Below are 16344 nucleotides of genomic sequence, written 5' to 3' on the forward strand. Positions count from 1 at the left end.
GTAGGCCGGGGGTTCAATTCCCTTCACCAGCATATCTAAGAATGGCGCAATGGCGCGGTTTTCCGGGATTCCGGGACCGTGCCATTTTTCGTTAAATCCCCCTGACTTCTTCCATTCTTCTACCCTTTATCCGAGTAAAGTGGGTGTCTCGTCAATTTTCTCCACTTCTTTTCGGGTTCCTAGAATAGAATCTCAGATACATCGGGGCACTGCTTCCTGCAAGTTGGGGAGAACATGTGAATAAGTACCCAGGGTGATATTTATTGATGAATGGCCTAATCTTTCCTGAAGTCGAATATGATGGACAGCCAATGCCGTTCCCTGTTCTTCTGGAGAAACGTATCAAGGAAGATAAGACATGGCGCGAAATCGCTAATGAAAACGGTATGACTAGTGGTCACTGTCGAGCAGACGGAAGGTGTGGCGCAAGCTGACAGCAATCAGAATGAAGAATGGTGGAGGAGGAGCAGCATAAGCTGCTTTTCTCTTGCGGGGGCAGATCGGTTAGATGGTAATTACTATAAAAATAAAAAAAGACACCACAAGGTGTCTTAGTACAGATACTTTTCGCTCGAATTTCACGAGCTCGTCAGTGAACTGAGTTCACAAGCAAGACTGGCTACGGCTAACAGATGAAGAGATAAAGTAATATCAATGTTAAAATGTGCGGTAATATTAATTTTCATAGATAACCACGCTCCTAAAGTATAAATACACATAAAGAAAACTTTATAAAGCGCTTGGCCTGCCATCATCAGTGCCAGGTAGCCATCCTGTACAGACGCCTTAGCGTTTCGACAATAACATTATACTTAATATTTTGTGTTTTGCCAAAAAAAGGACCCCCTATTCTTGGTCGGGGTGGCGGTTCTGTGTGGTTTCTCAGCGCTTTGGAATCATGATGGTCATTGAGGCTCCACGCACGCGGCTGCAGAATGATCAAATGGAAGTTACGTTTCGGTATTCATATCTGCTGTATGCTCTGAACTTGATTATCCAAAATAACGGGCAGCAAGTTCAGAAGGTTAACGGATTTTTTATTGATACAGTTTGAATTTAATGTTTGATACTGTTGTTATGCTAACGGGAAAGGATAGTTTAATAAAGGAGTTACTTAAGACTGGAATAATGAGCAATGTGACAATTATGTCATTCTGAATTGAATATTGTTAGGTTAATCGATGGGGAAGTTTACGTGTCTCCCTTATACTGGAAATTAAATGATTTTATTTCCGAAAGGGGACAATGCACTAATGACTGATGTAATTAAAGCAATAATACTTGGCATAATAGAGGGCTTAACTGAATTTTTACCAGTATCATCTACTGGACATCTTATTCTAGCAGGCGATTTGCTTAGCTTTGAGGGAGATGCTGCAATAACTTTTAAAATTGTTATTCAGTTGGGTGCAGTGATGGCAGTTTTAATTCTTTATTGGAAAAGGTATTTGGAGATTGGGGTTAATATGATTAGAATGGATTTTTCCAAAAGCAAAGGATTAAATGTCATTCATATGATTTTGGCTATGTTACCAGCATTAATCCTATATCTTCTCTTCAAGGACACAATAAAAAGCCAATTATTTGGCCCAACCCCTGTTTTGATCGGTCTAGTTGTTGGTGGCGTGTTGATGATCATTGCAGCGCGGAATAGGCGGACTGAAACCGCTGGTACTATCGATGGGATTAATTATAAACAGGCTTTCGGAATTGGTCTGTTCCAATGCTTGGCGTTATGGCCGGGATTTTCGAGATCAGGTTCGACGATTTCAGGTGGCCTGTTGCTTGGCACTAGCCAAAAAGCCGCTGCAGATTTTACATTCCTTATTTCTGTGCCTGTTATGTTTGGTGCAAGCTTGTTGGATTTGTACGATAGTCGTGATTTGCTGAGTTCTGACGATTTGCTTCTAATGTTAATTGGCTTTGCGACATCCTTTCTTGTGGCAATGATTGCAGTAGTGACGTTCATCAAACTGATTAAGAGACTTCGATTGGAGTGGTTTGCTCTATACCGGTTTGTTTTAGCAGCTCTCTTCTATTTAATTGTCATACAGTAATTGGATTAGTCAATATGAACATCATGGGAAAGAAGCTTTTAAAAAGGGCTATACATCATATCCTGCATAGATTGAACTAGAGGTTCAAAACAAGGGGAAGTCACCAAACAAGACAAAGCTCAAGTAATCTATGAACTAAGGAATGAATTTTCGGTGAAAGCACTTCTACAGCTAGCCGTTATCCCTCGTTTGTTTCTTCTACCATTAATATCACAAAGTGATTTTACAAGTGTTTGGGAATATGAAAAACCCCACCAGTTTAGGTGGGTTTTTGCTTACCAAGTATTATAGTTCGACTGATACTTAACATGTTTGTTCGCATAGCTCTCATTGGGGTAATCACGTCTGACAGACTGCAAGTAGCCTGAAATTGCAAATGTTGCAATAAGCCCTCCTATAATTCCTGTGATTAAGCTGAATGTTGAAAATCCGAATGTGGCAACTACTCCAATGGAAGACAATGCTACAAGCAATAGACTGAATATTTTCATCTTTATACACACCTCCATTTTGTATATGTAGTAATTTGGAAATTAAGATTGATACGTTACTATATTTGATCGGTTTCGATAAAAATAATAATAATTCAGCAAATCTTTAGACGGGCTTCATACTTATTTAAGCTAAGAGGATTATAGTAATCACATAACCCCCTTATAAAATAGATCTAGACCCTGCCGGAAGTGGTGGGGTCACTTTTTTTGCACAGAGTAAATTTATAAATATGGATTTCTCCTTAAATCTACACAAAGAAGCGCCGCCCCTTTTGAAGACGCCGCTTCTTTATAGTAGATTCTATTCTTTTTGCTCAATTCTTGATTTGGTGATTTTTTTGGCGGTAACTTGTGCAGGGAATGAATCATCACTTACTTCAAAAAACACTTTAATCTCATCGCCTTTTTTATATTTAGAAGGTGCAACTTTATTTACCCAAATGGCTTGAGAGTACTCATTAGATTCGAGAATCTCCTTATATTCCTTGTTCAAGTCTTCTTCTTTTAATTCAGAAATTACTAAAATTCTTTTATTTTCTACATCTATTGTGTGTACAATTCCTTTCAAAACTTCATCATTCTTACTACAGGCGGTGACTAATAACAAAAAAACAAAAATAAGAGTCCATTTAATAGTAGTACGTGGTTTTTGAATCATGGACCTTCTCCTCCAGTGGTTACGACATTAATTTAAAATCGGTTGCACAGGCATAGCATTTAGTACATTACCAATATAAGAATAAACAGCAGCCCTTCCATTATGACGACCTTTATTGATTCTGGGGAGTTACAGGTGAATGTCTGTAGTATTGATATTTTTATAAGAACTTTTGTTTGTATATAATAAAAATAAATGTTCTTATTTTAGAGGCGATCAATGATGGAAAAGAGTATCGACCAAACGGTTGGGATTATTTATCAGGTCAAGGTGAGCAAGATTACACAACGCGAGATCGAGATCCGTGGCATCCGTGACAAACGTCCAACATAAACGAAGGGGATAAATATCATGCGGTGTATAACAATACGGCAGCCTTGGGCGACCTTAATTGCTCTTGGTGAAAAAGAGTTTGAAACTCGTTCATGGAGAACAGCCTACCGCGGTGAGTTAGGCATCCATGCCGGAGTGAGGATTGACAAAAAGATTTGTGAACAGGAACCGTACAAATCAGTATTGGCGAAACATGGCTATACAGCGAATAATTTGCCGACAGGAGCTATTATTGCTACAGGTCAGCTCGCGGGATGTTATGTGGTTACTCCAGAGGTGGATTTAAGGGAATGGATCAATGGGAACGAATATGATTTTGGCGACTATAGTGAAGGACGGTTTGCCTGGAAGCTTGAAGGGGTTCATCCATTAAGCCATCCAATTCCAGCTAAAGGTCGGCTAAGCTTGTGGGAGCACTCTAATCACTTCTGAACGGCGAACAATATTTTTAATGTAATTTTTATGTGCCTATCAGCTTTTTTTCAGGTTCGAGGTATATATTAGAGACACCAAACACCCCCCAGTGTTTTGTGGTATATCTCTCTCAGGTCTTGCCAACTCCCATGGTAAGGCCTATTTTTTTGTTCACTAATTGATTGGGGGAGAGAGCGCAGCGGCTTCTATACAGCTTTACTTAATCTGGTACTGTTCTTCGTAACTCTTAAAAGATGAAATATCCAGCCCTAGGTATCTGCGCATATGGATGGCAGCCTGAGCCGCAACAATGTCATTCAACAGCAGCATTCGTTCATGATAGCCACGACATATATACTTGGCTTCAATTCCAGTATTAAGTCTGTTTTGCTCATACACCTTGATTCCCCGTCTTCTCATTTCTGCACGAACATCCCTTAGATCTGTTGTAGCTACTGCAGCAGCTGTTCCAAGCACCTCCAGATAAGGGGCGGGTGTTCGTAAGTGTGTAGATAAAATGGCGGAGTCCCGTTCGAAAGCTGATAAAATCATCGGAAGCAATAAATAAGATTTCACCAGCATGTTGTCCCTGCTTTCTGCTCTATGCATGAATCTCATCACCTCTAATAGGAACGTATATTCGTATTCTACCCCGATATTCCAAAAATAATCAATGGTATTTCTAAACAGCTTATCCAATGTGATAAAATTCACAACTAAATAACGAAGAATAAATTATATTAAAAATTGTAATAATAAAAATTAATGTATCGAACGCAAATAAAGGAGAATTATGATGGAAAAAGAGGGCAGCCTCCAGCGTGGATTGTTTTTTGGTTTAATTCTGAGTGTTCCCTTATGGATATCCATATTGGGCTATATACAGTTACTTTAAAATTTAATGAAAAACCTTATGCGAAGCGCCTTTAGGCGCTTTTTTTGTGTGGTACTAATGCGGGGAATTATCGAAAGGAATTGATTGACAATTGTGGGTGTCGGGAGCTAAACTGTTATTAATTCAAAAGTATTAAAAGTCATAGACTGTTATTGGATAGAATGCTTCAGCTACCAGTTCTGGACTTGCAGTGTAATACATATATATAGTCATGATAATAGCAAACCGTCTGAAAGGGCGGGACGCAAAGTCCAGGAGTCTAAAGTGTCTTAAAGGCACAATGACCGTCCGACTGCCATGAGAAGGGAATTTCACTTCTTTTTGGCGGTCTTTTTTGTTGTTAGGTCCTTTAGAGTTTCTGGTAATTATTCTGATTAATATAAATCATAGTTTTAGGAGGTGTGCCATTTGAAAAGAAGAATAAAACCGTTACTCTCGCTTGTATTAGCTGGGATTTTGACGGTAGGTAGTGGGCTTTCCTCATTGGGAGCTGGAGTTGCTGGAGCTAGTAGTTCTTCTACATTGGGAATTGCAGCGGTCTACAACGTGTTTATTCTAGGGGATATAACAACAGTTTCGGATACGGAAGGAAGGTTTGCTGCTGGAGGTAACGTTAACTTAACCAACTATAGTGTTGGAGATAGGTTGACCGCTGCAGAGGTTTCCCTGACTGACACACTTGTTGTTGGAGGGAATCTTACTTTCAACGGAGGTACTGTTTATGGGAATATCGTGCACGGGGGAGATTTTTCAGGGAATGTAACGCTCCTCAAGGGTGGTACAAAAAGACAGGGGAGTACGATTGACTTTTCAGCAGTAGGTCAGTCTTTGAAGGACAAATCAGCAGAACTTGCAGCATTGCCGGCGAATGGAACAACAGTGTACCGATATGGCAGCCTTACCCTGACAGGTACAGATCCTGCGGTCAATGTTTTTAATGTTTCAGGAGATAACGTCTCTAATACCTACGGAATTACAATAAATGTTCCTTCAGGATCTACTGCAATTATTAATATTGATGGTTCTAACGTAAAAATGAAAAACTTCGGATTTCTACCTAATAACGTGTTGAACAGCAAGAAAATTTTGCTTAACTTTAGCCAAGCTGCGTATCTTGATATGGCAGGCATAGGTGTAATGGGAAGCATACTTGCCCCCTATGCTCATGTTGATTTTATTAATGGTCAGATTAACGGTACTTTAGTGGCGGCTTCACTCAAAGGTACTGGTGGTGGTGAATTTCACCACTATCCATACGATGGTGATGAACCTGGACCAACGCCGACACCAACGCCGACAGTGACGCCGACACCAACAGTGACACCAACGCCAACGCCGACAGTGACGCCGACACCAACAGTGACACCAACGCCAACGCCAACGCCGATAGTGACACCGACACCAACACCAACGCCAACGCCGACACCGACACCGACGCCAACGCCTACAGTGACACCAACGCCGACGCCGACAGTGACACCAACGCCGACACCGACGCCAACACCATGTCCGACGCCGACAGTGACACCAACGCCGACGCCGACACCAACGCCGACAGTGACGCCAACGCCGACAGTGACACCGACGCCAACGCCAACAGTGACACCAACGCCGACAGTGACGCCAACACCAACGCCGACGCCGACAGTGACACCAACGCCGACGCCGACAGTGACACCAACACCAACGCCGACAGTGACACCAACACCAACACCAACGCCGACAGTGACGCCGACACCAACAGTGACACCAACGCCAACGCCGACAGTGACGCCAACACCGACACCAACGCCGACAGTGACGCCAACACCGACACCAACACCGACACCAACGCCGACAGTGACACCAACACCAACGCCGACGCCGACAGTGACACCAACGCCGACGCCGACAGTGACACCAACGCCGACAGTGACGCCAACACCGACACCAACGCCGACAGTGACGCCAACACCGACACCAACGCCGACAGTGACACCAACACCAACGCCGACAGTGACACCAACACCAACGCCAACAGTGACACCAACGCCGACAGTGACGCCAACACCAACGCCGACAGTGACACCAACGCCAACGCCGACGCCGACGCCGACACCAACGCCAACACCAACACCAACACCGACGCCGACAGTGACGCCGACACCAACACCAACGCCGACGCCAACACCGGCACCAACGCCGACAGTGACACCAACGCCGACACCAACACCAACGCCGACAGTGACGCCAACACCAACACCAACGGTAACACCAGAGGCAACACCGACACCGACGGTAACGCCTGAAGCAACACCAACACCGACGGTAACGCCAGAGGTAACACCAACGTCGACACCAGAGACTTCTGTGTTCCCGATACCAACGCCATCATCCGTAATTGGCACTATAGTTCTTGCAGAAGATCCTGTGCCGCTTGGGCCTGTAGCTTCGCCGACACCAGCGCCAGTACCAACACCGTCGAATAGCACAGAAGTACTTGTTGATGATGATGAGATCCCATTAGGTCCGGTACCGGCAGTGACACCAACGCCAACACCAACACCTGATGAAATCATCGTAGTGGACGATACGATCCCATTAGGAAAGCCACCTGTGAAGGAATTGCCAAAAACGGGTGAATCAAGTCCTGCACCTTACTATGTAGCAGGTTTAGGTTTTGCACTTATCGGATTATTAATGAGAACCAAGTTCTCCAAAAAGAATAAATAATAAAGGGTAGATCAACATAGAGTCGCTTTCGGGAATGTCCCGATGGCGGCTCTATTTGTATGTCATGATTGCGATAGTTTGGTGCATTCTAAGTAGATGGTATACTCTTGTTGCAAAAGAAATGAAGAGGGGATGGCGAAGGCGAATTGATATGGTTCATTATTAGCGCTGTAATCATCATAGGGATTCTAATCTATGTGGGATTTTTCTTCTACGGTATTGCTATTAAACGAGCGCCAAAGGTATTTCTAAGTAATAATCCTAATCTGAAGGCTGATCCTCCGGTTGCCGGAGCTTCTTGGGGGGAGGGGAAGGATTGGGTCTCTCGCCAGAGCTTCGTGAATATTGAGATCGTATCTGCAGATGGACTTAAATTAAGAGGTTACTTACTCCAATCTAATCGTGCTGCGGGACGCACAGCCATTCTAGCCCACGGTTATTCAGGTAAAGCAAAGGATATGGGGGCGTACGCCAAAATCTACTACGAGAACTTAGGCTTTAACATCCTAATTCCCGATGCAAGAGGGCATGGAGATAGCGCAGGGGATTACATTGGTTTTGGTTGGCCGGAACGAAAAGATTATTTGCAATGGATTGAATACATGATTAAAAAGACTGGGCCTAGTGCTCAAATTGTGCTTCACGGCGTCTCTATGGGCGGTGCTACAGTGCTAATGACCTCAGGGGAAGATCTTCCGCCGCAGGTAAAAGCTATTGTTGCGGACTGCGCTTATACCTCAGTAAAAGCACAATTATCTTACCAACTACGACGCATGTATCGCTTGCCAAGTTTCCCTTTCGTTCAAAGTGCAAGTCTAATCACCCGCTTGAAGGCGGGGTATGGCTTTGGTGAAGCCTCTGCATTAAAACAAGTGCGGAAAGCGAAGGCTCCGATTCTTTTTATTCATGGGGATGCGGATAACTTTGTACCTTTTGCTATGATGAATGAATTGTATGAGGCATGCCAGAGTCCAAAAGAGAGGCTCATAGTGCCGCAAGCGGGGCATGGATTGTCTTATGATACGGATAAGGCGGGGTATATAGATGTAGTAACAGCTTTTATAAGTCGATATGTAAAATAAGTCCTGAACGTAGACAGCGCCCGATATCCGCTAGGTAGCGGTTATCGGGCGCCTATATTTTTCCACACATGACGTAGTCCTTGAATAAGGAACGTACCGTCATGCTTTCTCGTTATATTCATCCCCCGCCGTTCGTGAGTAACGGGTGTCTTGATTCCTTGTTATTTCCAGCAGCCGTGTGGCGAGAATAATCCTTCCAATACGACAAAAGCCCTACCTCTCTTTTGCCCTTGCGGCTCCATTGACCGCGCCAGTGTGAATCGGAATGCTATATTTCGAATTTAATCTCATAAAAAGGAAGAGTACTGCAAGAAAACATAAAGCCTCTTTGTCCAAAATGCCGATGTGTATAATAGTCGGCCTGACATCTTCTTGGTGGGGATATTCAATATATCGAAAAACAAATACCATATAAATATAACACACTATTGTTTAAAAGGCAAATATAATAATGAATTCCAAGATAAGGTTTATTTGATTCTAGAGAGGAACAAACCTCGATAAGGGGCGCTTAGATTTTGAAAGTAACTTAAATTGGGTTAATTGTGAATTATTCCGGAAAAGCTAGTAAACCAGAGGAGATGGGCGATCTCGGTGCAAATGGGCTAAAATGTAAGTTGGATATTTTTGCAAACGCTACAAATTACAACTGAAAATGCCAGAGACGAATGGGTTGTGTCTGCTGGGGTTATTTTGCGTGCCTATTTTGTGAACAGCTCTCTAAAACTGACAATAAACTCCAACATTGATTGAAGGATTGAGGGTAGACCGTTATAATTAATAAGTCTGGATTTTAATTAAAAAATAAGGGAGATTTTTATGAAACGCGCAGATGTGTGGCTGATTTCCATCGTATTGATTGCTGCGCTCGCTTTTCTCGTACCGAGATGGTTTTCGGACAATGATGACAAAGGTGGGGCCGGTAAAAATCTCATAGCCAATGTAACGGTGGACGGTAAGTTATTTAAAACGGTAAAGCTTACAAAAGAAGAACAAACCATTGAGGTCCGCACGGAACGCGGCTATAACATTTTGAAGGTGCATGATTACGGGATTGAAATGTACGATGCCGATTGCGCTGATAAAGTTTGCCTAGGTTTTGGTTTTATTACCCTGCCCAAACAGACGATTGTCTGTCTACCGCATAGAGTATTAGTCGAAATCACCAGTGCGTCGGGGGAGGATGATATAGATGCCTATGTCCAGTAGTGAATCTGCAACAGCTTTAAAAAGAACAGTGATTATTGCGATTTTCGCCGCAGTGGCAGTAGTGTTAAGTTTAATAGAGGCACAGATTCCGTTATCCGGGATGGGACTGGTGCCGGGTGCTAAGCTCGGACTGGCCAACATTATGATTTTGACTTGTATTTACTTTTTACGTGGACGGGATGCTTTGCTGCTTGTCATCCTCAAAACACTGCTTACTGCATTTCTGCTAGGTACCTTCTCAAGCTTGCTGTTTAGTTTATTTGGTTCACTTTTTAGCTTTGTTGTTATGTTTGTGCTGATGCTGATTAGTGGCAAAGGTAAGAGTATAAGCTTGATCGGAATTAGTATAGCCGGTGGGATTGCGCATAATATCGGTCAGCTGCTGGCAGCTTCTATGGTATTTGCATCACTTAGTATTTTTTATTATCTTCCCATGCTGCTGATCACTGGGGTAGTAACAGGAATTGCCGTGGGCTATGCAGTCCGTTATTTGGTGGCGTCATTGTCAAAAATATCGCTGTTTGAAGAATTTTTGGACTGATTAGTCACATCAGCGGAAGGATGACTAACATGAATGAATCATACGAAGGTCAAGACTTAGAGGGAGAAGGACAAGCAGTCATCTCTCTGGATGGGGTATCGTTTGGCTATGATCCCGAGCATCCGATTCTTCACAATATAACGTTATCTATCTCTCAAGGACAATGGGTTAGCTTGGTTGGTCCTAATGGCTGCGGGAAGTCTACGTTGGTCAAGCTGCTCAATGCTCTGCTGCCTAAGGGGGCTGGTGAGATTGTGGTTAGTGGCATGCTGCTTAGTGAGGAAACGATCGGAAGCATTCGGCAATGTATCGGAATGGTGTTCCAAAATCCGGATAATCAGTTTATTGGAGCCACTGTAGAGGAAGATATCCTATTCGGCCTGGAAGGGCTTTGTTTGCCGTACGAAGAGATGGCTGAACGTTTGCACTCCTATACGACGAGACTAGGAATAAATCATCTGTTGTCCAAGCATCCGGGTGAGCTGTCGGGAGGCCAAAAGCAGCGTGTTGCTATTGCTTCCATTCTTGCTATGGAACCAGGCATCGTCATTTTTGACGAGGCCTCTTCTATGTTGGATGAAGGAAGCAGAAATGACCTTCTCGGTATTCTGCAGGATATGCGGGCAGAAGGGAAGTACACGATCCTCATGATTACGCATGATGCAGATGAGATTTTGGCATCGGATCGGGTGCTTGCGCTGCATGGAGGTGGTTTGGCTGCAGATGTTACACCGGCGGAGTTGTTCCGGAACGAGGAGCTTCTGGAAAAATGTCATTTGCGTGAACCTTATTCTTGGCGCCTTGCACGCGAGCTGCAGAACCAGGGCATTCATGTGGATGTTCCGACCAGTGAAAAGGAGCTTATAGATACGTTATGGCCATAGAATTACAGCAAGTAAGTTACACCTACGCTGACCGAAGCCTCTGGAAGCTGACGGCGCTCCGGGACATTAACCTCAGTGTACCCATTGGCTCGATGGTTGGTATTGCGGGGGCGACGGGCTCAGGTAAATCGACGCTGCTGCAATTGTTTAACGGGATACTGAAACCAACCGAGGGTACGGTAAAAGTACTTGATGTAACCATTCAGGCTGGTGAGAAGTCACCTAAGCTAATGCCACTGCGCCGCCGAGTCGGATTGGTATTTCAATTTCCGGAGCAGCAGATGTTCGAAGATACGGTCGAAAAGGATCTCATTTTCGGTCCCCTTAATTTCGGCATGAGTCTCGAAGAGGCAAAGTCACGTGCACGTCAGGCCATGTCAGATATGGGGCTGGATCTCGCACTGCTAGAGCGGAATCCTTTCCAATTGAGCGGTGGACAAATGCGTAAGGCGGCTATCGCTTCCGTGCTAGCTATGGACCCTGAGGTCATCGTTCTGGATGAGCCCACGGCAACGCTTGATCCCATTAGCCGTGCAGAGCTAATCAGCTTGCTGGAGAGATTATGTCGTGAGCAGGGCAGAACGATCATTATCGTTACGCATCGGATGGATGAGTTATTGCCCTATGCGGACAGCTGGGTTGTACTTAAAGAGGGCAGCACGGTGTTTCAGGGCAGTGTAAAGGCGCTTGCAGATGATCCTTCGATTCTGGAACAGTGTGGTTTGACGGTTCCGCAGTCCCTTCGTTACTGGCGTGCAGTTGCTGATCATTTAGGTCTTGTGGATGAAGCCCCCCGCTTGACGGCTGAGAGTCTGGCAGAGCTTATAGCTTCGCTGCCAGCGGAATCAATAAGCACTGGTAAGCCCGATGGAAAGAGGGATGACCATGAATGAGAAACTGATCTTAGGTCGGAGTATTGAGACCGGTTCGTGGGTGCACAAGCTGGATGCTCGTGCCAAAATCACTGGCATGCTATTATACGTAGCTGTTATCCTGCTCTCACGTTCGTGGATGGCCATGGCTGTGCTGGCTATTTTTTCGATAGCCGTTATGGCTTCAACGAAGATTCCGCTTAAATACTTCCTGAAAGCAGCTAAGCCTTTACGTTATTTAATGTTGTTTATCTTTATTGTGCAGGTGGTGTCTGTAAAGACAGGGGAGGTAATGCTGACTCTTGGTTCCTGGTCTATCTATGAGGGAGGGCTAAGATTAGGGGCATTTTCGGTCATCCGCATGTTCTTTCTTATCACCTTTACAGCGCTTCTGACCTTCACAACAACGCCGGGGAAGCTGAATCAAGGGCTGGAGGGGATCTTGACACCCTTCAAAAAGCTTGGCTTATCCCCTGACCGTATCACGCTGATGATCAGCATTTCACTTCGTTTCATTCCTACGATTCTAGATGAATCGCAGATCATAATGAAAGCGCAGGCCTCAAGGGGAGCCGATCTGAAAGAGCTGCCTTTGAAGGAAAAGGGACGGATGTTAGTCTCCCTGCTGGTCCCGATTATCGCCAGTGCTTTTAGGCGTGCTCAGGATCTGGTGTATTCCATGGAGGCCCGCGGTTTTCGCATGGATGCTCCCCGCAGTCGGTATCACCGCCTAAGGTGGGGCAAATTCGATACTGTTTTTATTGGGATGTTTGTGGTCATGGGAATTGCAGTAGCTTTGTTATAATACTCATTCCCTATTAGTAGTATCAACTTGGGAGGGAACTTGAATGGCACGTTATTTTAACGGTAGAGAAGTCGAATTACTCGCACCCGCAGGAACGTTTGAGATTTTCAAGGAAGTGATCCAATCACGGTGTGATGCAGTTTATTTTGGTGGACCTGTATTGAATATGAGAATGATGCGTAAAGGTTATAATCTTACTCATGAAGAGATCGTAGAGGCACTTGATATCGCACACCGTCTAGACAAAAAAGTGTATATCACTGTGAATAATCTTTTTAGTGAGGAAGATGTGGAGGAAGCTAGAGAATACTTGCGTTTCCTTGATGGTGCTCGGCCAGATGCCTTGATTGTTCAGGATATGGCAGTGTTGGAGCTTATTCGGGAGATGGAGCTTAACCTTCCTATTCACTCTTCTGTAATGATGAATGTTCACAACCTGGAGATGATCTATGCGCTGCGTGATCTGGGTGTAACTCGTGTAGTTACCTCGCGGGAAATGGACCTGCAGACAGCTAAGCTGCTTGGTCAGCGGAGTGGTATGGAGCTGGAATATTTTATTCACGGGGATATGTGCTCTGTGCATGGTGCAAATTGTTACTTCAGTTCCCATGTTTTTGGCATGAGCAGCAACCGGGGAAAATGTATGAAGCCTTGCCGCTGGGATTATCGGGTTAAAAAAGACGGATATGTATATCCTGCCGAATATCCACTGGCTGTCAAAGATATGTTTATGTATGAGCATCTTCCGGAATTGATTGAATCAGGTATTACTTCCTTCAAAATAGAAGGCCGTATGCGTGATAAGGATTTTATGGTGATGCTGGCGAATAGCTACGGCGAAGCCATTGACCGATATATCGATGATCCGATTGGCTTTGATCGTACGGTTGATACTAAAGAGCTGTACAACAACCGCAAGCGTGACTTTTCGACAGCTTATGCTTTTGGTAAACCAGGGTTAGCTAACATTAACCGTCGTTATGAAGGCACGGGCAAATTCTATAGCACTGGAAAAGTTTTTAGCACCCCAACCGCAGAACGTGAGCTATCTGAAAAACGTGTAGAGGAATTGCGGGAACGTTTGGCGCAAGAAAAAAAACCAAAGACAACAAAAGCTAAGCTGGCTGTACGTGTGAATAATATGGAACAGGCGCGCGTAGTATTGGAGCTGGGTGTGGATAGTTTATACTTGCCGGGGGATGTATTTGAACCGGACAGACCTTTTACAAAACGTGATATTAAGGAACTTGGTGAGCTAAAAGGCGATAGCAAAATCTATTTAGGGTTGCCACGCATGATGACCGAGCTGCATTTTGATCAATATGATCAATTGCTTGGTGGAGAACGCTTGCCGATCGACGGTCTAATCGTTACTAATTTGGGAGCGATTCGCAGATACAGCTCTACAGGTTATCCGTTAATTGGAGATGGTAGTTTAAATGTCTACAATCATCTTTCAGCCCAATTATATGCAAAATTAGGTTTAACTCAGCTTTCGGTTTCACCGGAAATGACGCTGGAGCACTTTGCTACCTTTGCCTCGCGTTGTGACACGCCTTTGGAAGTTGTTGTACATGGTACACCTGCACTAATGTATATGGAACATGACCTTTATGAGAATACTGAAGTGATGGAGCCTATCGCTGAAGAGGATAATCAATATGTGCACAATAATGTATTGGTTCTAAAAACAGACAAAGGTGAAAATCCGGTATATCGTGATCAGCACGGCCGTTGCCATCTTTTGTTCGCGAAAGAGCTCTGCTATTTACCGTTGCTTGGTGAGATGATTGATCTAGGCATATCTAGTTTCCGTATTGAAGGAGCGACATATAGCGCTCAGCAGTTGCGTGAAATTATAATTTCTTATCAACAAGCTATGAATCGTACTGAAGTAAAAGATGATATGCTAGGTGGTCTTGAGCCCATTTATGCGGGTTATACTCTAGGTTCGCTGCAATTTAACTAATTCTATTTTTTGGGGCAAAATACCGTCTGCTAGTAAGAAGAATGCACAGTACTCTATGAATAAGTTACTATTTTCACAAGAAGAGAGGGAATCAATCATGGAACAACAAGAATTCATCGGAAGAGAAGCCGTAGCGGCAAAGCGTAAGCAATATTTCTATCCGTGTACACAGCATTTTTACCGCGATGCGCCTCAGCTTGTGCGAGGTTCGATGCAGTTTGTGTATGATGAACATGGCAAACAATATACAGATTTCTTCGCAGGTGTATCTGTAGTTGCCTGTGGGCACTGCAATCCAGCCATAACTGAACGTACGATTGAGCAACTGCAGCAGCTGCAGCATACGTCTACGATCTATTTAACTCAGCCAAATGTGGATTTGGCTGAACGTCTGGAAGAGGTTATGCCAGGCGGTCTACGCCGAACCTTTTTCGTGAACAGCGGCTCAGAGGCTAATGAAGGCGCACTGCTGCTTGCCCGGATGTATACAGGACGCAAAGGGTTCATTGCACTGGAAAGTGGTTTACACGGCCGTACCAATCTAACTATGAGTGTGACAGGTCTGCCGATGTGGCGTACCGATAAATACTTGGATCATGACGTTGAGTTTATTCCTCGCCCATATCATCCAGAACTATCTCTGGAGGAAGCCGCTGCACTATCCCTGGAATCTCTGGAGCGAGTGCTTGAGGAGAAGGGGAATACTATCGCCGCAATGATCGTAGAGCCAATCCAAGGCAATGGTGGTATGATTATGCCAACGCCAACCTATTTCAGTGAGGTCAAAATGTTGCTGGAGAGATACGGCGTGCTTCTGATCGCTGATGAAATTCAAACTGGATTTGGTCGTACAGGCAAAATATTTGCTATGGAGCATTTTGACGTAGTGCCCGATATTATAAGTATGGCCAAGGCACTGGGGAATGGAATTCCGGTGGCAGCCTTTGCGACAACGGATGAGATTGCACTCGCGCTGAACCGTCCGTCGGCTTCAACCTTTGGAGGCAATCCGGTATCTGCTGCAACGGCGCTGGCTGTGCTTGATTATATTCGCGATGAACGGCTTCCTGAACGCTCAGTGCTGCTCGGAGAACGATTGAAAGCAGGGCTAAAGACCCTTCAAGACCGTTATCCTTCGCTTATTGTGGATGTACGGGGAATTGGGCTTATGTTGGGAGCGGAGCTTGCTGGTGAGGATGCAGAAGGCTCTGCGGCGCTTACAGATCAAGTACTGGAAGCGATGAAAGACAGAGGATACCTGATCGGCAAAAATGGCATAGGACGCAACGTACTAGCCTTTCAACCGCCGATGATTATTACGGAAGAGGATATCGACGGGCTGCTTTACAACCTGAATGAAGTCCTTGCGGAGCTTAATGACTAATATAATGAATTTCAAGTAGCGAAGAAAGAGGAAAA

At 44.5% G+C, this 16344-nt stretch carries 16 protein-coding genes and 1 riboswitch; of the genes, 13 read left to right on the forward strand and 3 right to left on the reverse strand.

All coding sequences use genetic code 11. The features are described from left to right. The first annotated feature begins 266 nt into the window (after window positions 1-266). From MHI25_RS02800 to MHI25_RS02810, 3 genes are all read left to right on the forward strand, one after another. Entirely contained in the window at window positions 267-434 is a 168-nt protein-coding gene (locus tag MHI25_RS02800) for a hypothetical protein (protein ID WP_175617348.1), read from the forward strand. Window positions 435-874: 440 nt separating this feature from the next. Then, window positions 875-1054: a hypothetical protein gene (locus tag MHI25_RS02805; protein ID WP_340394944.1), complete on the forward strand. Its 180-nt coding sequence runs from the start codon at window positions 875-877 to the stop codon at window positions 1052-1054. A 199-nt stretch (window positions 1055-1253) separates the two neighbouring features. Next, on the forward strand, window positions 1254-2057 hold the full coding sequence (locus tag MHI25_RS02810; protein ID WP_076138271.1) for an undecaprenyl-diphosphate phosphatase: 804 nt from the start codon (window positions 1254-1256) through the stop codon (window positions 2055-2057). Window positions 2058-2332: 275 nt separating this feature from the next. Here MHI25_RS02810 and MHI25_RS02815 read toward each other — a convergent pair whose 3' ends face one another. After that, a complete protein-coding gene (locus MHI25_RS02815) occupies window positions 2333-2548 on the reverse strand; it encodes a hypothetical protein (protein ID WP_339246131.1) in 216 nt (71 codons plus the stop codon). A 304-nt stretch (window positions 2549-2852) separates the two neighbouring features. Then, window positions 2853-3209, reverse strand: coding sequence for a DUF3221 domain-containing protein (locus MHI25_RS02820; protein WP_340394945.1), 357 nt, complete (start codon window positions 3207-3209; stop codon window positions 2853-2855). A gap of 351 nt (window positions 3210-3560) precedes the next feature. On the opposite strand from MHI25_RS02820, the gene MHI25_RS02825 reads away from it, so the two are divergent. Continuing rightward, complete coding sequence (locus MHI25_RS02825; protein WP_339246134.1) at window positions 3561-3974, forward strand: ASCH domain-containing protein; 414 nt, start codon at window positions 3561-3563, stop codon at window positions 3972-3974. A 198-nt stretch (window positions 3975-4172) separates the two neighbouring features. Here the strand turns inward: MHI25_RS02825 and MHI25_RS02830 are convergent, their stop codons facing one another. Continuing rightward, window positions 4173-4670 (reverse strand): hypothetical protein, encoded by a 498-nt coding sequence (locus MHI25_RS02830; protein ID WP_340394946.1) that lies wholly within the window; start codon window positions 4668-4670, stop codon window positions 4173-4175. A gap of 390 nt (window positions 4671-5060) precedes the next feature. Beyond that, a riboswitch (cyclic di-GMP riboswitch) is annotated at window positions 5061-5151 on the forward strand. Between the two features lie 108 nt (window positions 5152-5259). Between MHI25_RS02830 and MHI25_RS02835 the strand changes: the two genes are divergently transcribed. From MHI25_RS02835 to MHI25_RS02875, 9 genes are all read left to right on the forward strand, one after another. Next, the gene (locus tag MHI25_RS02835; RefSeq protein ID WP_340394947.1) at window positions 5260-7563 is read left to right on the forward strand and encodes a choice-of-anchor A family protein; all 2304 of its coding nucleotides are present in this window, start codon (window positions 5260-5262) and stop codon (window positions 7561-7563) included. Window positions 7564-7709: 146 nt separating this feature from the next. Beyond that, complete coding sequence (locus MHI25_RS02840) at window positions 7710-8645, forward strand: alpha/beta hydrolase (protein WP_340394948.1); 936 nt, start codon at window positions 7710-7712, stop codon at window positions 8643-8645. Window positions 8646-9464: 819 nt separating this feature from the next. Then, a complete protein-coding gene (locus MHI25_RS02845) occupies window positions 9465-9854 on the forward strand; it encodes a NusG domain II-containing protein (protein WP_340394949.1) in 390 nt (129 codons plus the stop codon). Continuing rightward, complete coding sequence (locus tag MHI25_RS02850; protein ID WP_076124520.1) at window positions 9838-10395, forward strand: Gx transporter family protein; 558 nt, start codon at window positions 9838-9840, stop codon at window positions 10393-10395. The genes MHI25_RS02845 and MHI25_RS02850 overlap by 17 nt, the downstream gene beginning before the upstream one ends. A 29-nt stretch (window positions 10396-10424) precedes the next feature. Beyond that, window positions 10425-11279, forward strand: a complete 855-nt coding sequence (locus tag MHI25_RS02855; RefSeq protein WP_339246140.1) for an ATP-binding cassette domain-containing protein — start codon at window positions 10425-10427, stop codon at window positions 11277-11279. After that, a complete protein-coding gene (locus MHI25_RS02860; protein WP_340394950.1) occupies window positions 11270-12172 on the forward strand; it encodes an energy-coupling factor transporter ATPase in 903 nt (300 codons plus the stop codon). The genes MHI25_RS02855 and MHI25_RS02860 overlap by 10 nt, the downstream gene beginning before the upstream one ends. Further along, window positions 12165-12956: an energy-coupling factor transporter transmembrane component T gene (locus MHI25_RS02865; RefSeq protein WP_076138201.1), complete on the forward strand. Its 792-nt coding sequence runs from the start codon at window positions 12165-12167 to the stop codon at window positions 12954-12956. Before MHI25_RS02860 ends, MHI25_RS02865 begins: the two co-directional genes overlap by 8 nt. A 43-nt stretch (window positions 12957-12999) precedes the next feature. Beyond that, entirely contained in the window at window positions 13000-14925 is a 1926-nt protein-coding gene (locus MHI25_RS02870; protein ID WP_076220114.1) for a U32 family peptidase, read from the forward strand. A 97-nt stretch (window positions 14926-15022) separates the two neighbouring features. Then, window positions 15023-16309: an aspartate aminotransferase family protein gene (locus tag MHI25_RS02875; RefSeq protein ID WP_076307930.1), complete on the forward strand. Its 1287-nt coding sequence runs from the start codon at window positions 15023-15025 to the stop codon at window positions 16307-16309. Window positions 16310-16344 lie beyond the last annotated feature (35 nt).

This window comes from Paenibacillus sp. FSL E2-0177 (assembly GCF_037992975.1).
Classification (GTDB): domain Bacteria; phylum Bacillota; class Bacilli; order Paenibacillales; family Paenibacillaceae; genus Paenibacillus_AQ; species Paenibacillus_AQ odorifer.